The sequence below is a fragment of the Chitinophaga terrae (ex Kim and Jung 2007) genome (assembly GCF_900107795.1).
Taxonomy (GTDB): Bacteria; Bacteroidota; Bacteroidia; order Chitinophagales; family Chitinophagaceae; genus Chitinophaga; species Chitinophaga terrae.
The window spans coordinates 22,910-46,515 of sequence record NZ_FNRL01000038.1 but is presented as its reverse complement, the minus strand read 5'-3'; the positions used below and the strand labels follow the sequence as shown (position 1 = coordinate 46,515).

Genomic DNA, 23,606 nt, shown 5'->3' with positions numbered 1-23,606 from the left:
CTACAATCGTCTGCGCATATGTATCTGGAAGCAATGGAAAACCATCCGTAACCGGTACCGTAATCTTATAAAACTTGGCTTATCAAAGTATTACGCAAGGATGTGGAGCAAAACGAGTATAGGTTACAGCCGTGCGGCTCGTAGTCCGATACTATGCAGAACCCTCACCAACGCATACTTTAGGAAAGAAGGCTATGTCGGATTTTACGAACGCTATTATCTGAAAACAAAAAGTCAGATTAAATTATTCTAACAAACCGCCGTATACCAGACCGGTACGTACGGTGGTGTGAGAGGACAGTGAGGGAAATAATCCCTCACTTCCTACTCGATTCGCTCTTCCCTCCAAACCGGTAACTAAAGCCTCCCATGAACATCCTGCCGGGTTGGGCAGGTACCAGGTAGTCTGTATAATTCGTGATGTTATCTACCAGGAATTTAAGCGTTAGTTTTTCTTTTAACAACGTTTTCTGCAGGGATACAGAAAGCAGGACAAAACCTCTCACAAAAACATCGTAGTTATCTATATACCCATTGTTATCGATATCCAGGAAGCCATACCGGCTCCTGTAGTTACCCCGCACGGAAGCGCTCAGCTTCCATGGCCGGTAAGTATAATATACCTGTGCATTGGCCATATGCCGGCTCCTGTTAGGCAACCCGAAATAATCACTTTTTACGGCGGCCCGTATCCCTTTGTCGGTGCGTACTTTACCGTAAGCCCCGTTGCCGGCGGCGATGCTGTCTTCCACGTCCCTGCTGCGGGCAACCAGGTACTGGTAGCCCCCCATAATGCGTAAATCCGGTAACAGGTTTAGCTCTATTGATGCTTCCAGTCCCCGGGTATACACCTTGCCAAGGTTGAGGTAAGAGAACAATTGCTGGCCGTTTCGCATAATGCCTACTTGTTCAGTATTGATGAGGTGATTGATATTGTTGTAAAACCCGTTGACAGACAACGTATATCCTTCCCCGAAAATAAATTTGCTTCCCAGGTTCCAGGAAACGGAAGTTTCTGCTTCCAATGGTTTTATTAACGCGGCATTGCTCCATACGGCCTGTACTGATCCCGTTTTCTTCAGTTCTTCCACAGCCGTATTGAAAACATTAGCGCCAACAACGGTATAGCCCTGGGTGATGTTAGTGAATACCTGGTAAGCCTGTGCATAGGTAGGCGCTTTAAATCCCTGGCCTACAGAACCTTTTACCTGCAGCCATCTGAAGGGCTTGTATTCCATGCCCAGCGTGGGATTAACCTTTCCGCCGTACAAACTGTTGCCATCATACCTCAATCCGGTGATCAGGCTGTATTTGGCAGTGGGGGTATAGTTAGCCTGGATATAGGCAAAATAGGTCTGCTGGTTGGGGATGCCTGCTACCGCACTATTGTTCATATGCTGCAATTCTCCTCCCAGTCCGCCTGTCAGCTCAAATTCCGCATCCCGGAACTCTTTGTTGCCCTGTATTTCCAGCCGTTGCAGCTGCTGGGAGAATTTGTTTTCCTGCAACCGCTTGCCGGTTTCCACAACCTTCACTTCCTGGTCGGTTCCATAGTGGGTAAAGTAATAACGGGTAAGAAGGCGGGTAGAGTGATTGATAGTAGTGCGTAAAGACAGGGCAGCGTTGACGTCCGTTTCATCCAGCAGGTCGCTGAACGGTTGGGCGCCATAGGAACGGGTCATGACCGAATGGCGGTTGGCCGCCCTGGCGCCCAGTTGCAGGGTGTTGTTGCTGTTCAGTTGCCAGGATGCCCTTGTTTGCCCGCTGAAACTGTGATAAGGTGGTGCAGTTTGCCCCTCCTTCAGGTACATTGTGTTTACATTAAACCCCGCTGTTTTGTAATAATTGCCGGAAAGATGCAGGGTTCCTTTTTTCCTGGCAAATGGCGTTTCACCACTTGCGCTGATATCGGCAGTCCGGTAGGCGCCATAAATGGCGGATACCTGCCCGCCGGTTTGCTTTACCTGCTGCCGGGTAATGATATTGATCACTCCTCCTAATGCTTCGCTTCCATACAGGCTGCTGGATGCGCCTCTCACAATCTCTATTCTTTCTATGTCCTGTACGCTGATGCGGCTGATGTCGAAATTTTCGTTGAACCGCCCGGATACAGGCAGGCCATTTAACAAAATAAGGATGTAGGCAGAGCTGAACCCCTGCATCTGGATGCCGATGCTCCTGTTGCCGGCTCCCAGGTCGCTCACGATGGCCATGCCTGCCTGTTCGCGCAGTACTTCATCCAGGCGGCGGCTGCCCATCTGTTCAATGGTTTTACCTTCGATCACGAGGGTAGGCGCTGCTATTTTCTTTACGTCTATGAGGTCGTCTGTTTTTCTGTGGTATTGCGCCTGGACATCTACGCCTTTCAGTTGTTGTATCTTTTGCATGCCGGTAGTATCCGCAGGCAGTGCGGTTGCATAAGTATTGCCCGTCAGCAACAGCAGGAGGGCGGGAAATATATATCTGTTACACATCAGTTCTCGGGAGCGCTTTTAAACTATGCAAGATGGAATTTTCCCGGCGCCAGGAGTGGAGAAATAATTACCACTTGCGGAGAATGCAGTACAGGCAAGGATGGCGGAAAAGGAGAAAAAGTTACCATAAACGGAAAAACCGTTTTTGTCAGAAATAGCATGACAAAGGGTTTTCCCATATTCATAAAATAAGTTCCCTTTTGCGCAAATTCTTTGATAGTGCAATGATTTAATATTGCTTCGTTGATGAAATATTCTGTAATTAATAAGAGTACCATTGTCTGCAATCGCAAATACCCATAACAAGCTATTCAATGCATGCCCGTTCAACATCCTGGGAGAAGAGAGCCTGCGGCAACGGAAACATGCGCTAAGCCAGCATGGCCACACAGGCATCGTCCAGGAGCTCCGGAGCCCCGACGGTATCGCGCTCGGCTATTACAACCTCAGATCAGAGAAAGGGGGTAGCGTTGTATTCAGTAACCAGCAACCTTTCCTGCAACTCAGTTATACGATCAGCGGCAGCAAAAGTTACCATGTGAACAGCGGTAAAACGGTGCTGGCAAACATGGGTAAACAACAATACAATTATCTTTTCTTCCCGCAGCAGGAGATACAGTTAAGTTGGGAACCTAACGAACCGCTGGAGATCTTCGAACTGGGCGTTAGTCCCGAACTGCTCTTTAACTTTATGCCCGAAGAGCATCCCCTGTTCGATGTTTTCAGGAAAAGCCTGGTCGATAATTCGCCGGTTCCGCTTAGCAAGAATAATCTTCCCTTACAAGCCAATTTCAGCACCATCCTTTACGAAATGCTAAACTGCCCGCTTGAAGGGCGTTACAAGCAATTGTACATCAAAGCCAAAACAATTGAGCTGCTGGCCATCCAGTTAACGCATTACGAACAGATGATGGGCGTACCGGCAAGAGAGCCGGCGGCCCGTACGCTGAAAAAGGAAGATATTGAAAAGATGTACCTGGCCAGGGATATCATCATACAGAATATTAACAGTCCCTGTACCCTGATCGATCTTTCGCACCGGGTCGGCACCAACGATGCATACCTGAAAAGCCATTTCAAACAGGTGTTCGGCACTACCGTGTACGGCTATCTGCAAAATATTAAAATGGCACATGCCAGGGAAATGTTGGCAGAGGGTAAAAGCGTTTCGGAAGTGGCTTACCTGTCGGGCTACAAACATACTGCCCACTTTACAAGGGCATTCAAAAAACATTTCGGGTTCGCTCCCGGTATAATGAAAAGGTAAGGCGCCGCCTTACCTTTTACTATTGCTGAAATTACTTTGCAACCCAATACAAAAGATACAGCCAGAAAAGACCTTTCAGCAGGAAAAAGAGGAATCCCCAAAAGCCGAGACGTTTCAGCCATTTGATTATTTTCTGTTTTCTGGTTGTTGTTTCCATCACTCGCTGATTATCTGGTAAATTTTAAAATCGCTGCGCATAGGAGCCGGTTTGCCTTCTGCTTTCGCTTTGGCCAGGTCTTCGAACCCCCGCTTATGCCCCGCTATGAACTGCTCTGATTTTGTCCAGTCCTTGAACGCCTGCTCACTTTCCCAGTAGCTGACGATCAGGTAATCGTCTCCCGGTTTCGAAGGGCGTAATACGTGCATGTTGATAAAGCCGGGCATGGTATCAATGGCATGGGCCCTGGAGGCAAACAGTTGTTCAAATCTTTCTGTGTAATCGCTGTTACAAGATATGTAATTAATAGCTACGAAATGCTTGTTCATGATCTGTAGATTTTTTGTTTGATAGATCAAAAGTACAATTGTCATATCACTGTCATGAACCTTATCCGGAAATATAGTTTACCACATCCGGAAAATCGCTTTTTTCCTTTCGTGGTTGGTTTTTCTCCGGTACTGGTCAGCAACCTTTTTGAAATTTGCATCATCAATTACCGCAATACTGATGAAGAAATATTTTTGGAAGATATCATTACCCTTTGCTGCTGCATGGCTGCTGGTTGCCTGTTCAGGCAAGAATGAAGACGCTGTTCAGCCGGCAGATAACGCCATAACAATACGTGATCTGCCAGCCGACACTGCCGCCTCCATGGGCGAAGGGGTAGATGGAAAAACGAAGCGCCCTTTCTATACTATTACTTTCAGTTTCCGCACCCAACAAACGCATGTTATACGCAATGCAGCAGATTCGGCTGCCTATCTTAAAAATGCAGATTGGGATATTGCTTTCTCCAAGGAGTATAATTCTTTCGTGGTGATCAACAACGGTAAAGTAGCCGGAACGCCCGGTTATGGCGGGCCTGGTACCGGCAACCTGGTAATAGTGGATCAGCCATTTGATAATGTAACTACTGCACCGGCAGATGAAGTGTTTGAACAGCAGGGTATCGCCGGCGTAGGCTGGGATAACGGCAATGGATATGGCTGGTTCTTTTATTCGCTCAATAATCATATATGCGTTCCCGTCAGGAACCGGACTTTCGTGATAAAGACGGCGAAGGGGCAATTCGCAAAACTGGAACTGCTAAACATCTATAAAGGTAATCCGCCGGTTGTAACAGATCTCTTCTGGCCGGCGCCTTACCTCACTTTCCGTTATTATGAGCAAACGGATGGCAGCAGGAACCTGAAAAACAAGTAAATATTTTATCTAATTCCAATCATTATGATTTCGCACTCAATATGGCGAACAGTTACCGCCATGCTGTTGCTGGCCGGCTCGCTGGCCGCATGTTCGAAGAACGACGATAAGCAGGAAGTTATTGACCCCGGGGGCAATACTGTTACTGTAAAGACAGGGGTTTACAGTGTAGTTAACCTCGTAGCAGATACAAACGCCACCTCCGCAGGCAACGCAGTAGAACTTTATTACAGCCTCGAAGAGAACAAGGTTATACCGGCATCTTTAAAGCAAACCAGCAAATGGGATATTGTTTTCTATGGCATCTATAACAGCAGCGTATATCCCAACAATGGCGCCGCTACCGGTTCGCCAGGCTTTGGGGGACCTGGAACAGCCAGGTTATACGTGGTAGTAGACAGGAAATTTGACGCGCAGTATTACGATACAACCAACTTTAAACCGAAAACGCTTCCCATCCCGCGCCAGCTATGGAACACCGCATTCGATGCTGTGAAAACAGTACCGGTAACAGACGGCCAAATGGGAGTAAGAGATGCAGGCCTGGATCACTTCCAGAACAACTTCGATGGCTGGGGATACTACGATTTCTATGGTTCCCTTTTTCCCGATGATCCAAAGAAGGCGCATGTCGTATATGCGATGCCGAGGGTAATAGTGGTGAAAACAACCAAAGGCCATTATGCAAAAGTGATCATCGAAAATATATATAAAGACAATCCTGCAGCTCCCAGCAGGGATAACAAGCCGGGATATGTCACTTTCCGTTACGCCATCCAGATGGATGGTTCCAAAAACCTGGACATTAAATAAGTCAGCTTCACATTACTATTATGAAGAATTTTTATTTCGCACTACTGGCGATGTTGGCAACATTGCCGGCCTGCACTAAAACTGAAACAGTCCCTTATCTTCCTGCAACTGGCAACCAGCTATTGGAATACAAAATTGTGAATGTACAGGGCAACCCGATCTATGGCGCTATTAACCAGGCCGACACAATCGTTACTGTTTATCTCCCTTTCTACCTGCAATTAACTTCACTGGAACCGGCTATTAAAGTAAGTGAAGGGGCAACTGTAACGCCGGCGTCGGGTACCATGATAGAAAACCTGCTGGAAGTATTCCGTACCGGGCGTACCATCAGGTATGAAGTGAAATCGAAAGACGGTAAGATCAAATCCTACAAACTGGATATCCAGGTACAACAGCCTGCTGTAACACTGGAAGAGGTAAGTAAAGAAGCGGACAAACCCAACGAATATGTGATAGATATGAAGAAGGATTACGATTCTTTCTCCTTCTCTGTGAATGGAACCGGCTTCGCGTCTAGCCAGGAAATGATCAGCGCCGTACTGGTAGATGAAACGAATAAGGAATATGGCCCGCTGCCCATGAGCACATTTAATACAACAGACCTTACTTACCTGAACTTTGTTGTGACTAAATACAAACCGGGGCAATCGTCCGAGATCCTGGCCACGCTGCCTGCTACAGGCTTGTACAGGGTGCGCGTATATTCCTACGCTAAAGTGGCTACAACACAAAATCCAATTCGCATCACCTTACTCAACAAGTAATAATCCTCCAACATGAATCGCATATCCCGGTTACTATATATTGGGTCATTAGCTGCCGGCGCAGCACTAATGACAGCCTGTAAAAAAGAAACTGCATACGTTAATTCCCCCTATCATAACATCGAGAGCTTCACAGTAACAACAGCAGACCTGGGCGCTCTCAGCGGGGCAGTGAACGGCGACAGCATCGTGCTTTACTGGCCTTCGTATTCGGCTATCCCGGCGAAAGTAGCCCCCGTTATCAAAGTATCAGCCAATGCTACAATAACGCCGGCGTCAGGAACGGAAGTGCCGCTGGCTACCGGCACCAAATACACGGTGAAAGCGCAGGATGGGCAAAGCAAGGATTACTTCCTGAAAGTGGTGCTGAACCAGCCCGGCATCCAATTCAATGAAACTGTTTCCTACTACGCTTTAAAAGGCCAGACCGTTTCTATCAATACCAACAGGGATGTAAAATACCTGGTAGAAGATGCGGCGAAAACCAAAGCCTTCCTGGTAGATAACGACGGGAAGGAAGCGGAACTTAATGTTGCTTTTACAGTGAGGGAAAAGATACATTACATTGATATCACCATACCTGCGGACATTGCCTTCAAAGAAGGCGCATATAAGCTCAAGTTCACCAGCAACCAGGTTTCGGCAACCAGCAACGGGAATATATTTGCCATCCTTTACCCGTCCGACAGGTACCCGAGGGCCAATAGCCTGACAGCTGACATCACCGTTAAACGTAACGAAAACATCACTTTTACAGGCGCCAGCTTTACCGACATGCAGGATGCCCGGGTCTTCTCCTATACTTCATCTTTTTCGGAGAAAGAGCTGGGGGTGTTTAAACTGGTAAGTTTCACTGAAACCACGGCTACTTATAAAGTGCCTGCCGATTTTCCTACCGGAACCTATGAAGTAGGAGGATGGGGAGATGATAACCCGAATATGTGGATACAGCTTCGGACCAGCGATTACTTTAACTACTGGAACTGGATGAACCCGAAGAAAAATTATGCAGATGTGAACGGCTCGGTAAAGATCACCATCAAAGACTAAACGAATAAACTCATTACAGCAGTAAATCCATTTTTAACTCATCAACTAAACCCTATTAGTATTATGTCCAAATTAACCACAAACCTCGCCAGGTTAACATGGGTGCTGGCGGGAGCCGGGGTGCTGTTCCTTGCATCCTGCTCAAAAGATAACGACAGTGTAGCGCCTTCCCTGCAAAAATTGGAAGGCGGTTCTAAAACTGCGGTAACGGTGCCTGATGGCGGCAGCGTTACTATCACCAACAATAACGGCCAGGGTAAAGTATACCGTAATGGCAGTGTTTACCGTGTTGAAAACTTCAGGCAGGCCTATGTTTCCGACACCGGTCAGCCAAATACCGGTACTTTCTGGTGGCGTTTCTCAGATAACGATGCAGGAAACCCGGCCAGCTATAATATCCGGTTTTCCGGCATTGCAACCGGCGATATCACCGCCGGCGGAACCGATGAACTCCGGTATATCGACAAAGCATTTTCCAGCGTAACCGCTGCCGACTGGAGCACGGCATCAGTACCTGTTGCCAATACTATTGGAATGAACAGCGTAACAGGCACCGGTGTTCCGCCTGCCGTAGCGGCCCTGGCTAACGGGAAAGGCTGGTATACCTATAACTGGAGCGCAGGTCATACTGTTACTCCTGTAAGTGGCCGTACGCTGCTCTATAAATCAGGTACTTTCCTGGTAGCTTTCGAGATCATCTCCATCTACCAGAACCAGGTGACAGGCGGCGCATTTCCATACTATCATTTCTATTACAAGATCCTGTAATAGCTGATTCATAACCGCTGCTGTAATACTTCCATAATAACGGAACGGGATGTCTTTTTACAAGATGTCCCGTTCCCGCTTATATAGCCGGTATGCCAAAAAAAGCGCCGCGTCTTCGGAACGATATTTTCTTCTTTCGTAAAAATATCTTCTATAATAACCATGCAACAACCGGAATATGTATTTTCGCGAAAATTGTAAGCCAAGAGCATGACCGTATTGCAAACATTACTGGAAGAACTGAGCGGGGTATTACCAGGTAATATGACCTCCTTATTTGCTTTAACCAGGCAGGTTAAACTGGAAGAAGGGGAAGCATACATACGGGAAGGCGATAAATCGAGGCGCCTGGCATTTATAGAGAAAGGTATTATCAGGGCTTATACCCTGAAGCAAAATGGCGATGAAGCTACCCTGTTCCTGCGTTGGGAAGGCCATTTCGTAGCTTCTCATGATACCATCATCCATTCCATTCCCGCCAGGTTCACCTATCGCGCCCTGGAAGCCTGTTCGCTGATCGAGATCGATTATGACGAATTGGACGATGTGCTTCGCCGGCAGCCGGAACTGGAACACCTGCGCAATTATTTCCTCCTGAAAATGTTATCAGACGCCCTGGAAGGACTGGAAGGATTCGTGCTCTTATCGCACGAAGAAAGATATCAACGCCTCCTTGAAAACAGGTGGGATATCGTTAACCGGGTTCCCGACAAATACATCGCTTCCATGCTGGGCATCACCCCCGTTTCCCTGAGCCGTATCAGGAAAAGGATACATAACAAAGGCCGCAACCAGGGATGAAATTAACTTTTGTTAATTTCCTTTCTTATCCATTGTTAACCGGAGTTAGGCCGTACCATATCTATTTTTGAGGTACAAACCAACTAACCGTAAAAATGGACGTAACTAACGAAATTGTAAAGATCTTCGGTGCATCGGCTATACGTTATTTTATATTGGCAGGAATTCCATTCCTGGTTTTTTACCTGGCATACCCGGACAAGCTGAACTCCCGCAAGATCCAGCAACGACTCGCCTCAAAAAAGGACTTCATCCGCGAGATCTGGCACTCCATGCAAAGCACCCTTGTTTTTACTTTAATCACCGCGTTAATACTGTTTACGCCCGTAAGGAACTATACACAGGTGTATGCTAACCTGAACGACTATCCTATATGGTATTTCTTCGTTAGCGTTGCTTTATCGCTGGTGATACACGATACTTATTTTTACTGGATGCACCGCATCCTGCATCACAAGACCTTATTCAACCTAACTCACCTAGTACATCACCGGAGTACCAATCCTTCGCCCTGGACCTCCTACAGTTTCCATCTGCTGGAAGCCATTGCAGAAGGAGGCGTGTTATTCGTGCTTATCGCCATCATGCCTATACATCCGCTGGCAATACTGTTGTTCACCGTACTATCATTTATAATTAACGTCTACGGTCACCTGGGATACGAGATCATGCCCCGCGGTTTCAGGAACAGCGTCTGGTTTGAAGTACTGAATACCTCCGTTCATCACAACCTGCATCACAGCAAATTTAAAGGAAACTACGGCCTCTATTTCCGGGTATGGGACCGCCTCATGGGCACCGAACATCCCGACTACGTGAAGGAGTACGACAAAATCCAAGCCCGAAGGTTCACGCAAAGGTTTCACGCAGAGGGGCATAAGGTGCAAAAGAGGCATAAGATATTTTGATCGGAGCGAATTTTAAGAAACAAAGGGAGCGAAGATGGTATTATAACACAATCTTCGCTCCCTTTGCTTTCTTATTTTCCTTAAAAAAATTTCTTATGCCTCTTTTGCACCTTATGCCCCTCTGCGTGAAACCTTTGAGCTTGGGTGATGATTTTGCATGCTGATAAGGGATGCAAATATATCCATTATAATGATGTGATCCACCAGGTGTTGTCGTTGGCGTCGACTACCCCGCTGCTTCTTCCGTAGTGCTGGTCTGCAGGCTCCATTACGCTGGTAGCGCCATGTTCCAGGGCTTTTTTATATGTTTCGTCTGCATTTTCAACGTAAATGAACATGCCTGCAGGCTGGGCAGGCCATTCGGGGCGGGCGGTTGCTACCATCAGCGTATTGCCGCCAACCTGGATCTCGGCATGCCTGAGCAGCCCGTCTTCGTGGTAGTCCTCATGGGTGATCCGGCCATTGAATACTTCCCTGACAAATGATAGGAATCCTTTTCCATCCTTCAGGATCAGGTATGGCATAACTGTTTGATGTCCTTCTGGTATTTTCATAATCATGAGTTTAACTGGGTGAATAATGATGTAAAACTATCGCAGGATCAGGGCCTGAAATTGGAAAAAACCGACATTATTATTCCATCCAGGCGGTAGCTTCTGAACGGCCGGAGAAATAGGTTTTAGGATGCAGCCCCGAAAACTCCTTAAAGTCGTGGATGAAATGCGACTGATCGTAATACCCCGATTCCAATGCTATGGAGGTAAGCGATTGACCGGGGTTGCCATATTGTTTCATTGCCCTGTGGAAACGGGAGATCCTGGAAAATAGTTTAGGGGTAAGACCCGTATAGTGTTTGAATTGTCGCTCGAACTGTCGTTCCGACAAATAGTAGTTTTCAGATAGTTCTTTTATGCTCATCGATGTTGGGTGATGAACCAGTTGGGCAATGGCATGGAAGATATTGGAATGCTGATAATTGCTGCGTAAACATTCATCCAGGAACCGCTCAATGATTGCGATCCTTTCGGCTGTAGATGCGGCCAGTCCTACCTGTTCTTCCAATGCGTTCCCGACATGCTTCAGCAGGTCCGACAGGTCGGGCATCTGGTTGGCGCAGTCGGTAGCCGGTATTTTAAACAGCAGGGGAATGGCCTGCGGGTAGAAGTACACGCCAAACATCGCGAATGCACTGTTGATATGAAATTTCCTGATGGAGGTACCGGGACCGTGTATGCCAGCGGTAAAGCTATGAGCGGTGGAACCGTTGGCAAACAGTTCGCTGAAGCGGCCTTCGTAGTGGAACAGCAATTCTGGGCATATTTCCGCCATGGAGTAATGCGTATATGGCGCATCGCTTTCCAGCACCCAGTAGGATCTGACAATCTGCTGATGCCTTTCGGCCGGTGGAATGGAGAAATATTTCATAATGCCTCAGTTTGAATACGGTCTGCCAGCTAAAGTTAACGAAGTTTCAGCTTATATTTTGTCTTTTACGCACCTGAATCCCAGCGTCCGGGCCCTGTCCATGCCGGGTGAAAGGAGCAGGTATTTGCCATGTTTATTTACCTCCTCGGCATGCGGGAAATACCAGTGGGAGGTCTGCGGATGGAAATAGCTGCCGCCTTTCAGTACGGCGGAGCGGGTATGTTCGTCCAGGTATTCGTCTGTCCATTGCCAGATATTGCCGCAGAGGTCTTCGACGCCGAAGGGGCTGCGGCCGCCGGGATAGGCGTTGACGTTAGTAGGCCTGCGCATTGCCCGGCTGGTATCCGGCGGCGGCATGTTAGCCGGCACTTTCTGCGAGCCCCAGGGGTAAATGCGGCCGTCATTGCCCTGCGCGGCATACTGCCATTCCCATTCGTGCGGCAGGCGCTTGCCAGCCCATGTTGCGTATGCCCTGGCATCTTCAATAGATACCCAGGTGACCGGCAGGTTTTCTTCTCCCGGTAGGTATTTGCCGTTCTGCCAGTCCTTCAGGAAGTTGGTAGTATCTGCAGGCCGGTAATGCGATTGTTGTAGAAAAGTATAGAACTGCTGGTTGGTAACCGGATATTTGTCCATATAAAAAGCAGGGATAGACAGCTCGTGCTGATGATCTCTCGACGGGTGCTGTTCCCAGGGGTACTGAACGCCAACGCCATCGGGCAACGGGTTGCCTTCTATCATTACGCCGTTGCTTTTAAACAGGTAGGAATCGGCGCCTGGTATCAGCACCATGCCTTCAGGCGCTTCCTGTGCGGGTTGTGTACGCGGGATCTCCCGGATCTTTTGCGGCATAAAAGGCCTGGTAGCGGCTAATTGATTCAAGGGTGTTGCTGAAAGAGATTTCATTGTTCCCAGGAATTTGCCCATACTTTTAAGGGGTTGATGCTGTATGCGGATGGCCCCAAAGCCGTTGCCTTCTACAGGTACCCGCAACGTAACCTGGTTGCCGGATATTTCGCCTTTCAATACGGTTCCGTTCCAGGCATCGAAGTATTGATCATTTTTTGAAAGGGGGACATTTATTTCCACGCTGCTTTTATCCACCGAGTCCCGGTTCACCAGCGTAATAACAGTGCCGCCAGCGTCGGGGAACCTGGAAGCAAAAACGCCTGCTGTAGCTACGGGGTAAAACGGTTCCCAGTCCATACTGCTCCAGGCCTCCGGGAACTGCCTGTAGATGCTGCGTATTTTTCGTATAGCCATGGCATATCTTTCAGGCACCTGGTTCCAGATACCCCAGATATTTTCCCAGGCGTTGTACCCGATCCCATTGAAGAAAGCATATTGCAGGTCTTCTGTTTTATTGATCGCCCAGCGGCTGGTAATATGCACCTGGTGTTTGGGCTGCAGCCATTTATAAAGACTTATACCCAGTATATAACCATTTTGGGCTCCATCCCAGACCCGCCAGAAATATCCCCAACTCATAGTGTTATATTCCAGCATCTTCAGATCCTTTATGCTGATCTCGGGTTGCAATGCCAGCGGGTGATGCAATTGCTTCATGGCATCTGCAAAGTCGATGGTTACCCCGTTCATGGTATCTCCATTCAATCCATCTGCCCCTAACTCCTTCGCTTCCTTTACCAGGGCCATTGCCATCGATTCGCTGATGGCGCGGGTGCCATGATCCCATATCATGATGGGAAAAAATACTTTGACGCCCCGCTTATGGAAGTCTTTTATCATTTTCTTTAATCCTGCTTTGCCTCCGGGCATGTCGGCGAACATATCGAACTGGTTGCGGTTGTCGATGCCGATATTGGGATAGGTAGGCCAGACCAATACAGCATCCAGTCCGCCGTAGCGGGCGGTTACATCATCCAGGAACCTGTCTACGGTATATTGCCTGGCAACAGGGTCATAAAGGTACCTGTCGTGGGCCATCATCTGCGCATACATATAGGTTTGGCGGGTCCAGTTCAGCGCCGGATCTTTATACAGCGCATCGTTGAATTGTAATTTGTTAAGTTGGTCCTGTCTCCATTGTTTCACTGTATCGAGCCAGGCATCGCGTTGGGCGCTGGTTCCAGGCCCGGCGATCAATTCTCCGGCAGCTCCCTGTATCCTTATGCTCTGGGCATTTACCAGCGCGCTGAACAGGAGGGGTAGGAGTGTTAGTTTTCTTTTCGTGGAAAGCATATAGGCAGCGTTTCGGTATTTCCTAAGTTAATAAGCTTATTTGTCTTTTAATAATCCAATGCTTATTTTGTTAGAATGAAAAAGGTCGTTTTATTCTCCCTCTTCTTTTCACTGCCTGTTTTTGCCGGTGCGCAAAAAAGACTGAAACCTGACAAGTCGCTGCAGCAGGCGATCTCAGCAGCTGTTGCAGGTTTTAAAGGCGATGTCGGCGTGTATGTCTGCCAGTTATCAACCGGGAAATATGCAGCCATCAATGCTGATACCATTTTCCCGACAGCCAGTATTGTAAAGATCCCCTTGCTGGTAGGGTTGTTTGATAAGATAGATAAAGGCGAGCTTCAGTACCACCAAACCCTTTGGTACAGGGATTCTATCAGGTATGGCGGCTCGGGGATCATGCAGTTTTTCAAAGACAGCACCAAAACAGAGCTCAGCGTACTGGCAGCGCTCATGATGGCGTATAGCGACAATACTTCTTCTTTATGGAACCAAAGCCTGGCGGGCGGTGGAGTAACCATCAATAAAATATTGGAACAATATGGCTTGAAGGATACAAGGGTCAATTCCCGTACCCCGGGGAGGGAACAGGACTGGAAAAAATATGGATGGGGACAAACTACGCCCCGCGAAATGGCTTCGCTGCTGGTGAAGATCCGCAAGCAGGAAGTGATCAGCCCTAAAGCTTCAGACAGGATGTACAGGTTGATGACCAAGGGATATTACGACGAAGGAGCTATTTCACAGATCCCTGCCTGGGTGCAGGTAGCGGATAAAACTGGGTCGATAGACGACTCAAAGTCGGAGGTGCTGCTGGTAAATGCCCCGCATGGGGATTATGTATTGTACATTGGAACAAAGAATATACAGGATCAGCGGTGGGCAGACGATAATGAAGCGGTAGTATTGATCCGCCGGATATCCGCCATTGTATGGAAGCATTTCGAAGAATAAAAAACAGGCGTCACTAAACGAACGCCTGCCCAAAATGAAAAGAAACAAAACCTGTGATTATTATGGTGCTGCTGTTTGCACAGCGCTGATCAGCGCATTGTAATAAGTTTCCAGTTTGGTTTTATCTTCCGGATCAATTTTTTGTTCGGCTACTTTCTTATTGTATTCATCTTTCAGGGAGGTAAGTTTATCCATATATTCAGATGCCTTTTTGCCGCTGTTGGTATTTACCAGGTCCGACAGGTATTTGTGGAAGTCCTGGGCTAAGTTCTTAGCGTTTGCTTTTTTGAAATCGGGCATCGGAACTTTCGACATGGCATCGTTGATGGCCGATTGAACGGCTGCTACAGCAGCGTTGGCGGCATTGGCGTTAGCGGCTGCATCGTGCATGGCAGACGCTTCTGCAGACTGGGTAGCTTCTTTCGCTTTTTCTTCCGCCATTTTTTCGTCGTGTTTCTGGGGATTCTGGCAGGCGGCGCCCAGGCAAAGGGCGGCTACCAGGCAGTAATTGAATAGTTTCATAGCTTAACAGTTTTGCGTGAGTAAGTAACTTGATTGAAACAGCTACCTAAAGAACACGCGTGCTGGGTTTTTGTTTAATATAATTGTTAATATAAAAAACGAGCCCCGGTTGATACCGGGGCTTTATGTTAACGCTATAAATTACGGCCCCGTGGGAAGGGCGCCTTAAACACAAATCAATAGTTTACTTACAACACATAGAAGCGTCCTACTTCTATTTGTTCTTCTTCCGGTGCGTTAAACTGTTCATGCAACTGCTGTCTCAAATCTTTTTCGATGTTCCGGGCAATGGTTGTTACCGGTGTATCTGTAGGTTTATTTTCGAATGGATCCTGTAAGTTGATACCCATCTTTTCTATCAACAGGAAAGAAGATGCAATGGCAACAACCAGCGGAATTTCCATGAACCCTAACACGTCGATCAATGCAAAGGGCAATAACAGTATAAAGAAGATCAGCGTAAAGTGAGTGTACAGGCTGTAGGTAGCCGGGAACACCGTATTCTTGATACGCTCGCATTTTCCCATGGCATCGCAGAGGCGCGATAATGTTTTGTCGATCTCTACCTGCTGGTACTGGTTGATCCAACCCTGATCCAGCGCATGTTTCAGATCTTTACCGTGTAAGAGCAACAGGGCAGCGGGCACGTTATCATATCTCATCACATAGTTTAATTCCCTCCTGGTTAGTAACCTTTCCAAACCTTTTAATGGATCCGTCTTGCGTAACGATTGTCCCAAGCTATAGCACCATGCTGCCTGCCGCTTTACAAAACGTTCCTGGAACTCGGTCAGTTCTTCCGATTGATACGCACTATCCATTAAACTCAATAACTGCCTTGTTAAGGAACGTGAATCATTTACTATCGCCCCCCAGATTGTTCTGGCCTCCCACCATCTGTCGTATGCCTGGTTAGACCTGAAAGCCAATAGCAGGGATAGCACAGTGCCTAATACCATGGGTACAGACAGTGGGATAACCAGATTAGTGAAGTCGTAGCGATAATACAGGAGATTAATAGCCAGTGTATACACTGTTACCAGCAGTATCTCAAACCTGATCTTACCAAATACATATTTTAAGGGGATATTCTTCTTCAGTAGCATAAAAAACGCTTTTTATTCGGCCAATAATAGCGATGAGATAGTTGACCTGTCGGTAACATATTTACGACGTTGCAACTGGATCTTCATCTTTGGGTAACTGCATTTGCTGAGTAATTTCTCAGGGTTGTAACTTCTCTTGGACGGAGGCGTAAATTCCTGGTCGGCAGGTTGGATGATCAGATCTATGTTTTGCGCCAGCAGGAAATTCCTCAGTGCAACCCTCGTATTACCATGGAAGAATTCTATCTTCAGTTGGTTAATGGCAGAGGAATATTTGTTGCGGATAATTTCACAACCATCCTGGAAGTCGTTGGAGATAAGTTCTACATGCCTGGAGTTACGTGTATAAGTTACCAAATCAAACAACGAGTCTGGCATCTCCAGTGCATGCATGAATATGATGTTTACCTTCTCTCCCGGATGTTGGGCAACAATACTGTGCACATAATTTAAGGAGCGGATCGAAAAATCAGTTGGAATGAGTATATTTTTCATATCTGGTAACTTTTTATGACAGCAAAATTATTGCTGGCAGATAAGTAACCAGTAAGAGCGGAGTTAAAAGGTCGTAAAAATCCGGTAAGAATTCGGTAAGAAAGCAGGCGCTACAATGGTAACTCAACCCTGATCTCAGTTCCGTGGTCTACTTCACTATGTACAATAATATCCCCTTTGTGCATGCGGACGATATTCATTGCCAGCGGCAAGCCAATGCCATAGCCCTTAAACTTGGATGTATTGGAAGCCCTGAAGAAGGGAGAGAAGATATAAGGAAGATCTCCCTGCGGGATGCCTATACCCATATCTTTTACGATGATAATATTTTTCTTTTCTGTTGCCGCCAGGGCTATGGAAACAGGTTTATTATCCGAATACTTGATGGCATTCACCACTATATTGGTTAACGCCAGTTCCAATAATTGCATGTTCCCGCTTATCTGCAGCTTTTCTTCTTCTTCCGGGAACAGGCTGTAGTCTATTTCTACATGGTTATCCGGGTACATCTTATCAATGGTGCGTTTCACATTGAAAAGCAGCTCATCTGTCCGGATGTCTTCCCATTCCTGTTTCTTGCCGTCAAACCCTGTTTGGGCAAGGTGCAGCAGGCTGCGGGTAATATGTTCAAGCCGTTCTGCTTCGCTGAGGATGTTTTGAAGGGAATACACGTAATGCGCAGGCGTTCTTTCTTTGTTCAGCGCCAGTTCTGCCTCGCCGATAATAGCGGTAAGCGGTGTTCCCAATTCGTGGGAAGCATTGCTCACGAAATTGTTCTGGGTTTCAAAGGCTGTTTCCAGCCTGTCGAGCATATTATTGAAAGTAGTTGCCAGGTCGGTGATCTCGTCTTCGCTGTTCTCTACGTTTAGCCGCAGGTGTAAGTTGCGGGAACTGATATTTTTTACCTGTACCATCATCTGGCGGATGGGTTTTAAAATATATTTGGAGAAGAAGATACCGGCTCCTATCAGGATAACGCTGGAGGCAACGGCACAGATCAGCAGCAGTTTTCTTAACCAGGCCAGGTATTCTATGCTGTATTGATTGATAGCGGAAACGATAACAATGTATACGCCTTGTTTACTTTTATAGAGTACGCCTTCATAAAAGCGGTCGCCTTCCCGGTAGGTAGCTTTGCTTTCGCGGATCACCTGCTGGTAAAACGTATCCGGTAAACTAAGTTGCTCATTTTTGGAAACGGTATTGTTATTAACAGCAAGGAAATATTCTTTTTCTGCCGGCAGTTTTTCCAGGTGTTCTTCCCTTATCTCGTTATAGATAGCGCTGTCGGATTCGTAATTGGGCAGGGTAGCCCTGGCGGCCAGGTAGGCGCGGATCTCCAGCCGTTTGTAGAAGTCTTCAAACGAATGCTGGTTGGCAAAATAGTACACCAGGCCCGTCATCACGAGGATCGTGGAAATGGTCAGACCTGCAAATACAAGTAATATCTTAGTGCGAATCTTCATCCAGCTTGGTTTCTTTCAGCATATACCCCAATCCTACAACGGTATGTATCAGTTCTGCTGCATCCGGCTTATTGATCTTCTTGCGAAGGTAGTTGATATAGACATCCACTACTTTCGTGTTCATGTTGAATTCTATACCCCAGACATGTTCCAGTATCTCTAACCTGGATAACACTTTGCGCGGGTTTTTAAGCAGGAATTCTAACAACCGGTATTCTGTTGCTGTCAGTTGTATGTTTTTACCCATACGGGTAGCTGTTTTCGTGTCGGTGTTGAGCGACAGGTCGGCCAGGCTCAGTATTGCCGGAGAGGGGGCGGCAGCGGGAGCTACAGGCTCCGTATTGCCTGTTTTCCGGCGCATCAGGCTCCTGATCCGGGCTTCCAGCTCCTGGAGCTTGAAAGGCTTCAGGAGGTAATCGTCGGCCCCGGAATCGAGCCCCATGACGATGTTCTCTGTAGTTCCCAGGGCGGTGAGCATCAAAATAGGGGTATCAACCTGCGATTTGCGCAGGGAACGACATACTTCGATACCATTCATGCCGGGTAGCATTACATCCAGTATAATCAGCCGGAAACTGGGATTATTCAGGGCCATTTCAAGGCCGCTGTTGCCGTCGGGAGCCACGCTTATCTCGTAGCCGGCTTCCGTCAGCCCACGGGTAATGACAGATACTACAGCAGGTTCGTCTTCTATCAACAATAATTTCATGGGTAACAAATATAACTCTCATGAATAAAGCAACAAAGTTCAGTTCTTTTTAACACTAAACTTTGTTGCTTTTTTAACAATTATGAAGAATAAGAGTTAGTCGAGATGCTTAACGCAATTGAATAATTCGCAGTTCCAGTTGTCGTTTGCGAACAACAGCCTGGTGAAAGAGGTGTTTTTCATCGCAGGGGTAGGGTGCATGGCCGGTACAATGGTGTCGAGCAACTGCCTGATAAAGCTGCCATGCGTTACGAGCACTATTTTCTTGCCTTTATTTTCCGTCACTACTTCTTCCAGGAACGATAGTCCCCGCTGCACTACTGACTCCCGGGATTCCATCCCCAGGTCAAGCTGTTTCCAGTTAACGCCCCATTTTTCCTGGCGTTCTTCTTCGGTAGTACCTTCTATCAAACCGCCGCCGGCTTCACCTATCCTTTTGTCTTCAAACACGCTGTCGATATTCAGTTCCTGTGCAATAATGGCGGCCGTTTGCCGGGCGCGTATAAGATGGCTGGAGAAAACCAGATCCCAATTTTCACTGCTTAACCGCTGTCCTAACTTCAAGGCCTGCTGGATACCCTCTTCATCAAGCGGGATATCCGAATATCCCTGAAGGCGGCCTGCTTTGTTCCAGGACGTAGTACCGTGACGAATAATTGCGATCTCAGTCATATTATTTTTTTTGTTCTTCCGGGGAGCAAAGATAGAAAAATAGAAGCGCTGATCCTACCAAAAATTCACTACCCAGTATTCCGTATATTTGTTGATATGGATAAAAATAACAGACCCGTTGAAGAGAACCCGGAAAAAAAACAAGAAGATGTAAAAGAAGAACCCATTATACATGATGGTTCGGGAGGTGCGTTTGAAGGTACTGAAAGAGTGTCGGAAGAGGAGGATGATAAACCATCCAAACCAGGCCCGCTTCCTTATTAAAAAAAATTTAATGACTCCTTAAAACCACAAGCTTATGTTATCATTAGACCAGATCAGTGAATTGTTAGGAAAGGAGAGTGAAGTGCTGTTGCAGCACCAGAGCAAAACAATTGATAAATCAATGTTGCACCTGCCGGGACCGGATACCGTTAACAGGATCTATCAGCCAAGCAGCCGCAATCCGCAGGTGCTGAGAAGCCTGGGGCAGTTGTTCGGGCATGGCAGATTGGCAAATACCGGTTATTTATCTATCCTGCCGGTAGACCAGGGCATAGAGCACAGCGCAGGGGCGTCTTTCGCTAAAAATCCTGCTTATTTTGATCCTGAAAATATAGTGAAACTGGCCATAGAAGGTGGTTGTAACGCTGTAGCCTCAACATTTGGCGTTTTAGCGGCAGTTTCCCGTCAATATGCCCATCGTATACCCTTCATCGTTAAGATCAACCACAACGAGTTGCTTACTTATCCGAACCGGTTCGACCAGGTAATGTACGGTACCGTGGAAGAGGCCTGGAACCTGGGCGCAGCGGCCGTTGGCGCCACTATTTATTTCGGGTCGGAGGAGTCGGACAGGCAACTGGTAGAAGTAGCACAGGCCTTTGAAAGGGCGCATGAACTGGGAATGGCTACCATTCTCTGGTGCTACCTGAGGAACGATGCTTTCAAAAAAGATGTGGATTACGACCTGTCGGCAGATCTTACAGGGCAGGCCAATCACCTGGGCGTAACCATCCAGGCGGATATCATCAAACAAAAACTGCCTGTTTACAACGGCGGTTTCAAAGCCTTGAATACCGGTACTTCCTCTTATGGCAAACTGGATGAAAGGATCTATACTACCCTGACTTCCGACAACCCCATCGACCTTTGCAGGTACCAGGTGGCCAACTGTTACATGGGAAGAATGGGATTGATCAATTCAGGAGGCGCCTCAGCAGGCGAGGCCGACCTCGCCGATGCGGTAAGGACAGCCGTCATCAACAAGCGGGCCGGCGGCATAGGCCTCATTTCAGGAAGAAAAGCCTTCCAGCGGCCAATGGCAGAGGGAGCAGCCTTGCTGAATGCCATCCAGGATGTATACCTGAATGAGCAGATCACTATTGCATAAGGTTATCTTACCTGGCCGGAGCCGTGGATGATCCATTTTTCGGTTACCAGTTTTTCCAATGCGAAGGGACCGCGGGCGTGCAGCTTTTGCGTGGAAATCCCTATTTCCGCACCCAGTCCGAACACCCCGCCATCAGTGAACCTCGTAGAGGCGTTCAGGTATACGGCAGCAGCATCTACTTCGTTCAGGAAGCGTTCGCTGATCTCCGGATCGTTTGAAATGATGGCTTCCGAATGTTTGCTGGAATATTGCCGGATATGCGCCAGTGCAGCGTCAGGACCGGGCACAACTTTTACAGAACATTTCAGGGAAAGGAATTCACGGCCGAAGTCTTCCGGTTGTGCGGCGGTTAGGTAAGGATATTGCAGTTGCTGCAGGAGGGAGTAAGAGATCTCATCTGCAAATATTTCTACTTCATATTGCTTCAGTTGCGGCGCCAGTAAAGCCAGGAAAGGCGCTGCCACGGCTTCGTCTATCAATACGGTATCGAGCGAGTTGCAAACGGACGGTCTTGAAACCTTTGCGTTGGTAACGATAGCGGCGCCCTTTTCCAGGTCGGCTGTTTTCTCGATATAGGTATGGCATACGCCAGCGCCGGTTTCGATCACCGGTACCTTTGAATTGGCCCTCACAAATTCGATCAGTTGTTCCGAACCCCTGGGGATAATGATATCCACGTATTTAACGGCGTTCAGCAGTTCGTTTACCAGGTTGCGGTCTGTAGGAAGCAATTGCACGGCGTTCTCGTCTACTCCAAAAGTCTTTAAAGTTTGCTGTATGAGTTGAACGAGGATGGTATTGGTATCGAAAGCATCGCTGCCGCCCCTGAGTACGCACCCATTACCGGAGCGGATGCAGAGGGCCGCTACATCTACCGTTACGTTGGGTCTTGATTCGTAGATCACGCCTACTACGCCGAGGGGAACAGATTTTTTCTGTACCTGCAGGCCGTTAGGGAGCGTTCTTTCCAGCAATAATACATCAGCCGGATTGGGCAATGCGGCGATGTCTTTCAGGCTGCCGGCCAGGTCGCGTATGCGCGTTTCCGTTAGCAACAGGCGATCTTTTTTCGGATCTTCGTCTGCCATGCGGTCCAGGTCCTTTTTATTGGCGGCAATGATATTGCTGGTATGTTCCACGAGCACATCGGCAAGCTGCAACAGCAACGCTTTTTTCTGTGCATCGGGTAATGTTCTTACAGCTACGCTGGCTTGCTGCGCTTTGGCTAACAGCGGTTGTATTGTTTCCATGATAAATCGTTGTTAAAGAAGCACGATATCGTCGGCATGCGCCACTTCAATATTCTGTGCCCGTTGGTTAGCTTCCAGTGTTTCAGAAGCAATTTTCGATCTTCCTACTGCGATCACGGTTTCATCTTCATTCACAATTTCTATTACTTCGCCGCATTCAAACTTTTCGAGTATTGCCTTTACGCCTACGGCGAGCAGGCTATGACGTTTTTCCAGGGCTTGTTCAGCGCCTTTATCAACCTGTATACGGCCGGTAACCAGGCTGCCGCTTGCCAGCCATTTTTTGCGGGCAGGCATGCTGCAGGGTTGCGGAAGGCAGAGCGTGCCGGTTTTTCCTTTGATGGCGTTGAGGATGCCATCTTCTGTCCGAATTCCGAATATCACCACGCGGATGCCCATACGGGTAGCCAGCCTGGCAAATGTGAGCTTGGATACCATACCGCCGAGGCCCAGGGCCGATTTCTCTTTATCGGCCAGTCCCAGTGCGGCTTTATCTATCACATCAATTTGCGGTACTACTTTTCCTTCCCTGTCGAGCACCCCTGCAACGGAAGTACTGAAGAGCAGGAGGGAGGCGCCGAAGCCAACGGCGATAAGCGTTGCCAGCTCGTCGTTATCCGAAAACTTCAGCTCAGTGCTACTTACCACATCGTTTTCGTTGGCGATGGGAATAATATTGCTGGCCCATAATTCTTCGTAGGTCCGTTTCAGTTGGAGGAACTGGTTCCTGTCTGAAAAGTGCTGGCGTTCGCACAGGCTTTGCGCCACAGCTATATTATAAGGAGCGAAATACCGGCTGTATTTATTAAGGAGCAGCGGGTTGCCGATAGCGGCTGCTGCTTTTCGTTCGCTAATTGTTCCGTTGTATTGGCGTAAGAACTGTTTTCCTGCTGCCACAGCGCCCGACGACACCAACACGATATGATATTCGGTATGCAGCTCGGCTACCTGCCTGGCAATACCTGCAATCACTGTTTCATCAAGGTCTCCGTTCTGATGGGTGATGGACGCGGTACCAAATTTTATAACTAAGATCGGTTTACTCACTTTTTCCAAATTTGCCGGTTAAAATAGCTATTTCTTGCAACGTATCAAAGGAATGTTTCACGCAAAGGGGCTAAGAAGGTTAAGAGCGCAAAGGATTTTTTTAAGTGAAATAAGAGAACAAAGGGAGCGAAGATTGAGTATAATATATAATCTCCTTTTCCTTATATATAATCTCCTT

General features: G+C 47.6%; 24 protein-coding genes. 11 read left to right on the top strand and 13 right to left on the bottom strand.

Annotated features, from left to right (window positions below; translation table 11 throughout):
• Positions 1–317: 317 nt before the first annotated feature.
• Positions 318–2,474 carry a TonB-dependent receptor plug domain-containing protein gene (locus BLV62_RS25990; RefSeq protein WP_089765730.1) on the bottom strand — a complete coding sequence of 719 codons (2,157 nt, stop codon included), beginning with the start codon at positions 2,472–2,474 and terminating at the stop codon, positions 318–320.
• 277 nt (positions 2,475–2,751) lie between these two features.
• Between BLV62_RS25990 and BLV62_RS25980 the strand changes: the two genes are divergently transcribed.
• Positions 2,752–3,741 (top strand): helix-turn-helix domain-containing protein, encoded by a 990-nt coding sequence (locus BLV62_RS25980; RefSeq protein ID WP_089765726.1) that lies wholly within the window; start codon positions 2,752–2,754, stop codon positions 3,739–3,741.
• A 156-nt stretch (positions 3,742–3,897) separates the two neighbouring features.
• Here the strand turns inward: BLV62_RS25980 and BLV62_RS25970 are convergent, their stop codons facing one another.
• Positions 3,898–4,227: an antibiotic biosynthesis monooxygenase family protein gene (locus BLV62_RS25970; protein WP_168928001.1), complete on the bottom strand. Its 330-nt coding sequence runs from the start codon at positions 4,225–4,227 to the stop codon at positions 3,898–3,900.
• Between the two features lie 181 nt (positions 4,228–4,408).
• Here BLV62_RS25970 and BLV62_RS25965 point away from each other — a divergent pair, with 181 nt between their 5' ends.
• From BLV62_RS25965 to BLV62_RS25935, 7 genes are all read left to right on the top strand, one after another.
• Entirely contained in the window at positions 4,409–5,104 is a 696-nt protein-coding gene (locus tag BLV62_RS25965; protein WP_089765720.1) for an HmuY family protein, read from the top strand.
• A 24-nt stretch (positions 5,105–5,128) separates the two neighbouring features.
• A complete protein-coding gene (locus tag BLV62_RS25960) occupies positions 5,129–5,917 on the top strand; it encodes an HmuY family protein (RefSeq protein ID WP_139170400.1) in 789 nt (262 codons plus the stop codon).
• Between the two features lie 20 nt (positions 5,918–5,937).
• Positions 5,938–6,684: a hypothetical protein gene (locus BLV62_RS25955; RefSeq protein WP_139170399.1), complete on the top strand. Its 747-nt coding sequence runs from the start codon at positions 5,938–5,940 to the stop codon at positions 6,682–6,684.
• Between the two features lie 12 nt (positions 6,685–6,696).
• Positions 6,697–7,734, top strand: a complete 1,038-nt coding sequence (locus BLV62_RS25950) for a hypothetical protein (RefSeq protein WP_139170398.1) — start codon at positions 6,697–6,699, stop codon at positions 7,732–7,734.
• Between the two features lie 63 nt (positions 7,735–7,797).
• Positions 7,798–8,502 (top strand): hypothetical protein, encoded by a 705-nt coding sequence (locus BLV62_RS25945; protein WP_089765712.1) that lies wholly within the window; start codon positions 7,798–7,800, stop codon positions 8,500–8,502.
• A gap of 210 nt (positions 8,503–8,712) precedes the next feature.
• Entirely contained in the window at positions 8,713–9,303 is a 591-nt protein-coding gene (locus BLV62_RS25940; protein WP_089765711.1) for a Crp/Fnr family transcriptional regulator, read from the top strand.
• 95 nt (positions 9,304–9,398) lie between these two features.
• The gene (locus BLV62_RS25935) at positions 9,399–10,211 is read left to right on the top strand and encodes a sterol desaturase family protein (protein WP_089765709.1); all 813 of its coding nucleotides are present in this window, start codon (positions 9,399–9,401) and stop codon (positions 10,209–10,211) included.
• 185 nt (positions 10,212–10,396) lie between these two features.
• On the opposite strand, the gene BLV62_RS25930 is transcribed toward BLV62_RS25935, so the two are convergent.
• The 3 genes from BLV62_RS25930 to BLV62_RS25920 all read right to left on the bottom strand — a co-directional run bounded on the left by BLV62_RS25930 (position 10,397) and on the right by BLV62_RS25920 (position 13,838).
• A complete protein-coding gene (locus tag BLV62_RS25930) occupies positions 10,397–10,765 on the bottom strand; it encodes a VOC family protein (RefSeq protein ID WP_089765736.1) in 369 nt (122 codons plus the stop codon).
• A gap of 79 nt (positions 10,766–10,844) precedes the next feature.
• Positions 10,845–11,636 (bottom strand): helix-turn-helix domain-containing protein, encoded by a 792-nt coding sequence (locus tag BLV62_RS25925; RefSeq protein ID WP_089765707.1) that lies wholly within the window; start codon positions 11,634–11,636, stop codon positions 10,845–10,847.
• A gap of 51 nt (positions 11,637–11,687) precedes the next feature.
• On the bottom strand, positions 11,688–13,838 hold the full coding sequence (locus BLV62_RS25920) for a formylglycine-generating enzyme family protein (protein ID WP_089765705.1): 2,151 nt from the start codon (positions 13,836–13,838) through the stop codon (positions 11,688–11,690).
• A gap of 75 nt (positions 13,839–13,913) precedes the next feature.
• Here BLV62_RS25920 and BLV62_RS25915 point away from each other — a divergent pair, with 75 nt between their 5' ends.
• Positions 13,914–14,789 (top strand): serine hydrolase, encoded by an 876-nt coding sequence (locus BLV62_RS25915; RefSeq protein WP_089765703.1) that lies wholly within the window; start codon positions 13,914–13,916, stop codon positions 14,787–14,789.
• Positions 14,790–14,849: 60 nt separating this feature from the next.
• On the opposite strand, the gene BLV62_RS25910 is transcribed toward BLV62_RS25915, so the two are convergent.
• The 6 genes from BLV62_RS25910 to BLV62_RS25885 all read right to left on the bottom strand — a co-directional run bounded on the left by BLV62_RS25910 (position 14,850) and on the right by BLV62_RS25885 (position 19,759).
• Positions 14,850–15,311, bottom strand: a complete 462-nt coding sequence (locus BLV62_RS25910) for a hypothetical protein (protein ID WP_089765701.1) — start codon at positions 15,309–15,311, stop codon at positions 14,850–14,852.
• 188 nt (positions 15,312–15,499) lie between these two features.
• Entirely contained in the window at positions 15,500–16,417 is a 918-nt protein-coding gene (locus BLV62_RS25905; RefSeq protein ID WP_089765699.1) for a bestrophin family protein, read from the bottom strand.
• Between the two features lie 12 nt (positions 16,418–16,429).
• The gene (locus BLV62_RS25900) at positions 16,430–16,912 is read right to left on the bottom strand and encodes a hypothetical protein (RefSeq protein WP_089765697.1); all 483 of its coding nucleotides are present in this window, start codon (positions 16,910–16,912) and stop codon (positions 16,430–16,432) included.
• A gap of 110 nt (positions 16,913–17,022) precedes the next feature.
• Positions 17,023–18,378 (bottom strand): sensor histidine kinase, encoded by a 1,356-nt coding sequence (locus BLV62_RS25895; RefSeq protein WP_089765695.1) that lies wholly within the window; start codon positions 18,376–18,378, stop codon positions 17,023–17,025.
• The gene (locus BLV62_RS25890) at positions 18,362–19,087 is read right to left on the bottom strand and encodes a response regulator transcription factor (protein ID WP_089765693.1); all 726 of its coding nucleotides are present in this window, start codon (positions 19,085–19,087) and stop codon (positions 18,362–18,364) included. Before BLV62_RS25890 ends, BLV62_RS25895 begins: the two co-directional genes overlap by 17 nt.
• A 96-nt stretch (positions 19,088–19,183) precedes the next feature.
• Positions 19,184–19,759, bottom strand: coding sequence for a histidine phosphatase family protein (locus BLV62_RS25885; protein ID WP_089765691.1), 576 nt, complete (start codon positions 19,757–19,759; stop codon positions 19,184–19,186).
• 96 nt (positions 19,760–19,855) lie between these two features.
• Between BLV62_RS25885 and BLV62_RS28450 the strand changes: the two genes are divergently transcribed.
• Entirely contained in the window at positions 19,856–20,023 is a 168-nt protein-coding gene (locus BLV62_RS28450) for a hypothetical protein (RefSeq protein ID WP_168928002.1), read from the top strand.
• Positions 20,024–20,057: 34 nt separating this feature from the next.
• Positions 20,058–21,131 (top strand): class I fructose-bisphosphate aldolase, encoded by a 1,074-nt coding sequence (locus tag BLV62_RS25880; protein WP_089765689.1) that lies wholly within the window; start codon positions 20,058–20,060, stop codon positions 21,129–21,131.
• Positions 21,132–21,133: 2 nt separating this feature from the next.
• Here BLV62_RS25880 and BLV62_RS25875 read toward each other — a convergent pair whose 3' ends face one another.
• Positions 21,134–22,381: a glutamate-5-semialdehyde dehydrogenase gene (locus BLV62_RS25875; protein ID WP_089765687.1), complete on the bottom strand. Its 1,248-nt coding sequence runs from the start codon at positions 22,379–22,381 to the stop codon at positions 21,134–21,136.
• A 12-nt stretch (positions 22,382–22,393) separates the two neighbouring features.
• Positions 22,394–23,428: a glutamate 5-kinase gene (proB, locus tag BLV62_RS25870; protein WP_089765734.1), complete on the bottom strand. Its 1,035-nt coding sequence runs from the start codon at positions 23,426–23,428 to the stop codon at positions 22,394–22,396.
• Between the last annotated feature and the right edge of the window lie 178 nt (positions 23,429–23,606).

Bases quoted from the DNA above. Each gene is read 5' to 3' on its own strand.
- BLV62_RS25990 (WP_089765730.1), bottom strand. From the start codon at position 2,474: ATGTGTAACAGATATATATTTCCCGCCCTCCTGCTGTTGCTGACGGGC.
- BLV62_RS25970 (WP_168928001.1), bottom strand. From the start codon at position 4,227: ATGAACAAGCATTTCGTAGCTATTAATTACATATCTTGTAACAGCGAT.
- BLV62_RS25965 (WP_089765720.1), top strand. From the start codon at position 4,409: ATGAAGAAATATTTTTGGAAGATATCATTACCCTTTGCTGCTGCATGG.
- BLV62_RS25960 (WP_139170400.1), top strand. From the start codon at position 5,129: ATGATTTCGCACTCAATATGGCGAACAGTTACCGCCATGCTGTTGCTG.
- BLV62_RS25955 (WP_139170399.1), top strand. From the start codon at position 5,938: ATGAAGAATTTTTATTTCGCACTACTGGCGATGTTGGCAACATTGCCG.
- BLV62_RS25950 (WP_139170398.1), top strand. From the start codon at position 6,697: ATGAATCGCATATCCCGGTTACTATATATTGGGTCATTAGCTGCCGGC.
- BLV62_RS25945 (WP_089765712.1), top strand. From the start codon at position 7,798: ATGTCCAAATTAACCACAAACCTCGCCAGGTTAACATGGGTGCTGGCG.
- BLV62_RS25940 (WP_089765711.1), top strand. From the start codon at position 8,713: ATGACCGTATTGCAAACATTACTGGAAGAACTGAGCGGGGTATTACCA.
- BLV62_RS25935 (WP_089765709.1), top strand. From the start codon at position 9,399: ATGGACGTAACTAACGAAATTGTAAAGATCTTCGGTGCATCGGCTATA.
- BLV62_RS25930 (WP_089765736.1), bottom strand. From the start codon at position 10,765: ATGAAAATACCAGAAGGACATCAAACAGTTATGCCATACCTGATCCTG.
- BLV62_RS25925 (WP_089765707.1), bottom strand. From the start codon at position 11,636: ATGAAATATTTCTCCATTCCACCGGCCGAAAGGCATCAGCAGATTGTC.
- BLV62_RS25920 (WP_089765705.1), bottom strand. From the start codon at position 13,838: ATGCTTTCCACGAAAAGAAAACTAACACTCCTACCCCTCCTGTTCAGC.
- BLV62_RS25915 (WP_089765703.1), top strand. From the start codon at position 13,914: ATGAAAAAGGTCGTTTTATTCTCCCTCTTCTTTTCACTGCCTGTTTTT.
- BLV62_RS25910 (WP_089765701.1), bottom strand. From the start codon at position 15,311: ATGAAACTATTCAATTACTGCCTGGTAGCCGCCCTTTGCCTGGGCGCC.
- BLV62_RS25905 (WP_089765699.1), bottom strand. From the start codon at position 16,417: ATGCTACTGAAGAAGAATATCCCCTTAAAATATGTATTTGGTAAGATC.
- BLV62_RS25900 (WP_089765697.1), bottom strand. From the start codon at position 16,912: ATGAAAAATATACTCATTCCAACTGATTTTTCGATCCGCTCCTTAAAT.
- BLV62_RS25895 (WP_089765695.1), bottom strand. From the start codon at position 18,378: ATGAAGATTCGCACTAAGATATTACTTGTATTTGCAGGTCTGACCATT.
- BLV62_RS25890 (WP_089765693.1), bottom strand. From the start codon at position 19,087: ATGAAATTATTGTTGATAGAAGACGAACCTGCTGTAGTATCTGTCATT.
- BLV62_RS25885 (WP_089765691.1), bottom strand. From the start codon at position 19,759: ATGACTGAGATCGCAATTATTCGTCACGGTACTACGTCCTGGAACAAA.
- BLV62_RS28450 (WP_168928002.1), top strand. From the start codon at position 19,856: ATGGATAAAAATAACAGACCCGTTGAAGAGAACCCGGAAAAAAAACAA.
- BLV62_RS25880 (WP_089765689.1), top strand. From the start codon at position 20,058: ATGTTATCATTAGACCAGATCAGTGAATTGTTAGGAAAGGAGAGTGAA.
- BLV62_RS25875 (WP_089765687.1), bottom strand. From the start codon at position 22,381: ATGGAAACAATACAACCGCTGTTAGCCAAAGCGCAGCAAGCCAGCGTA.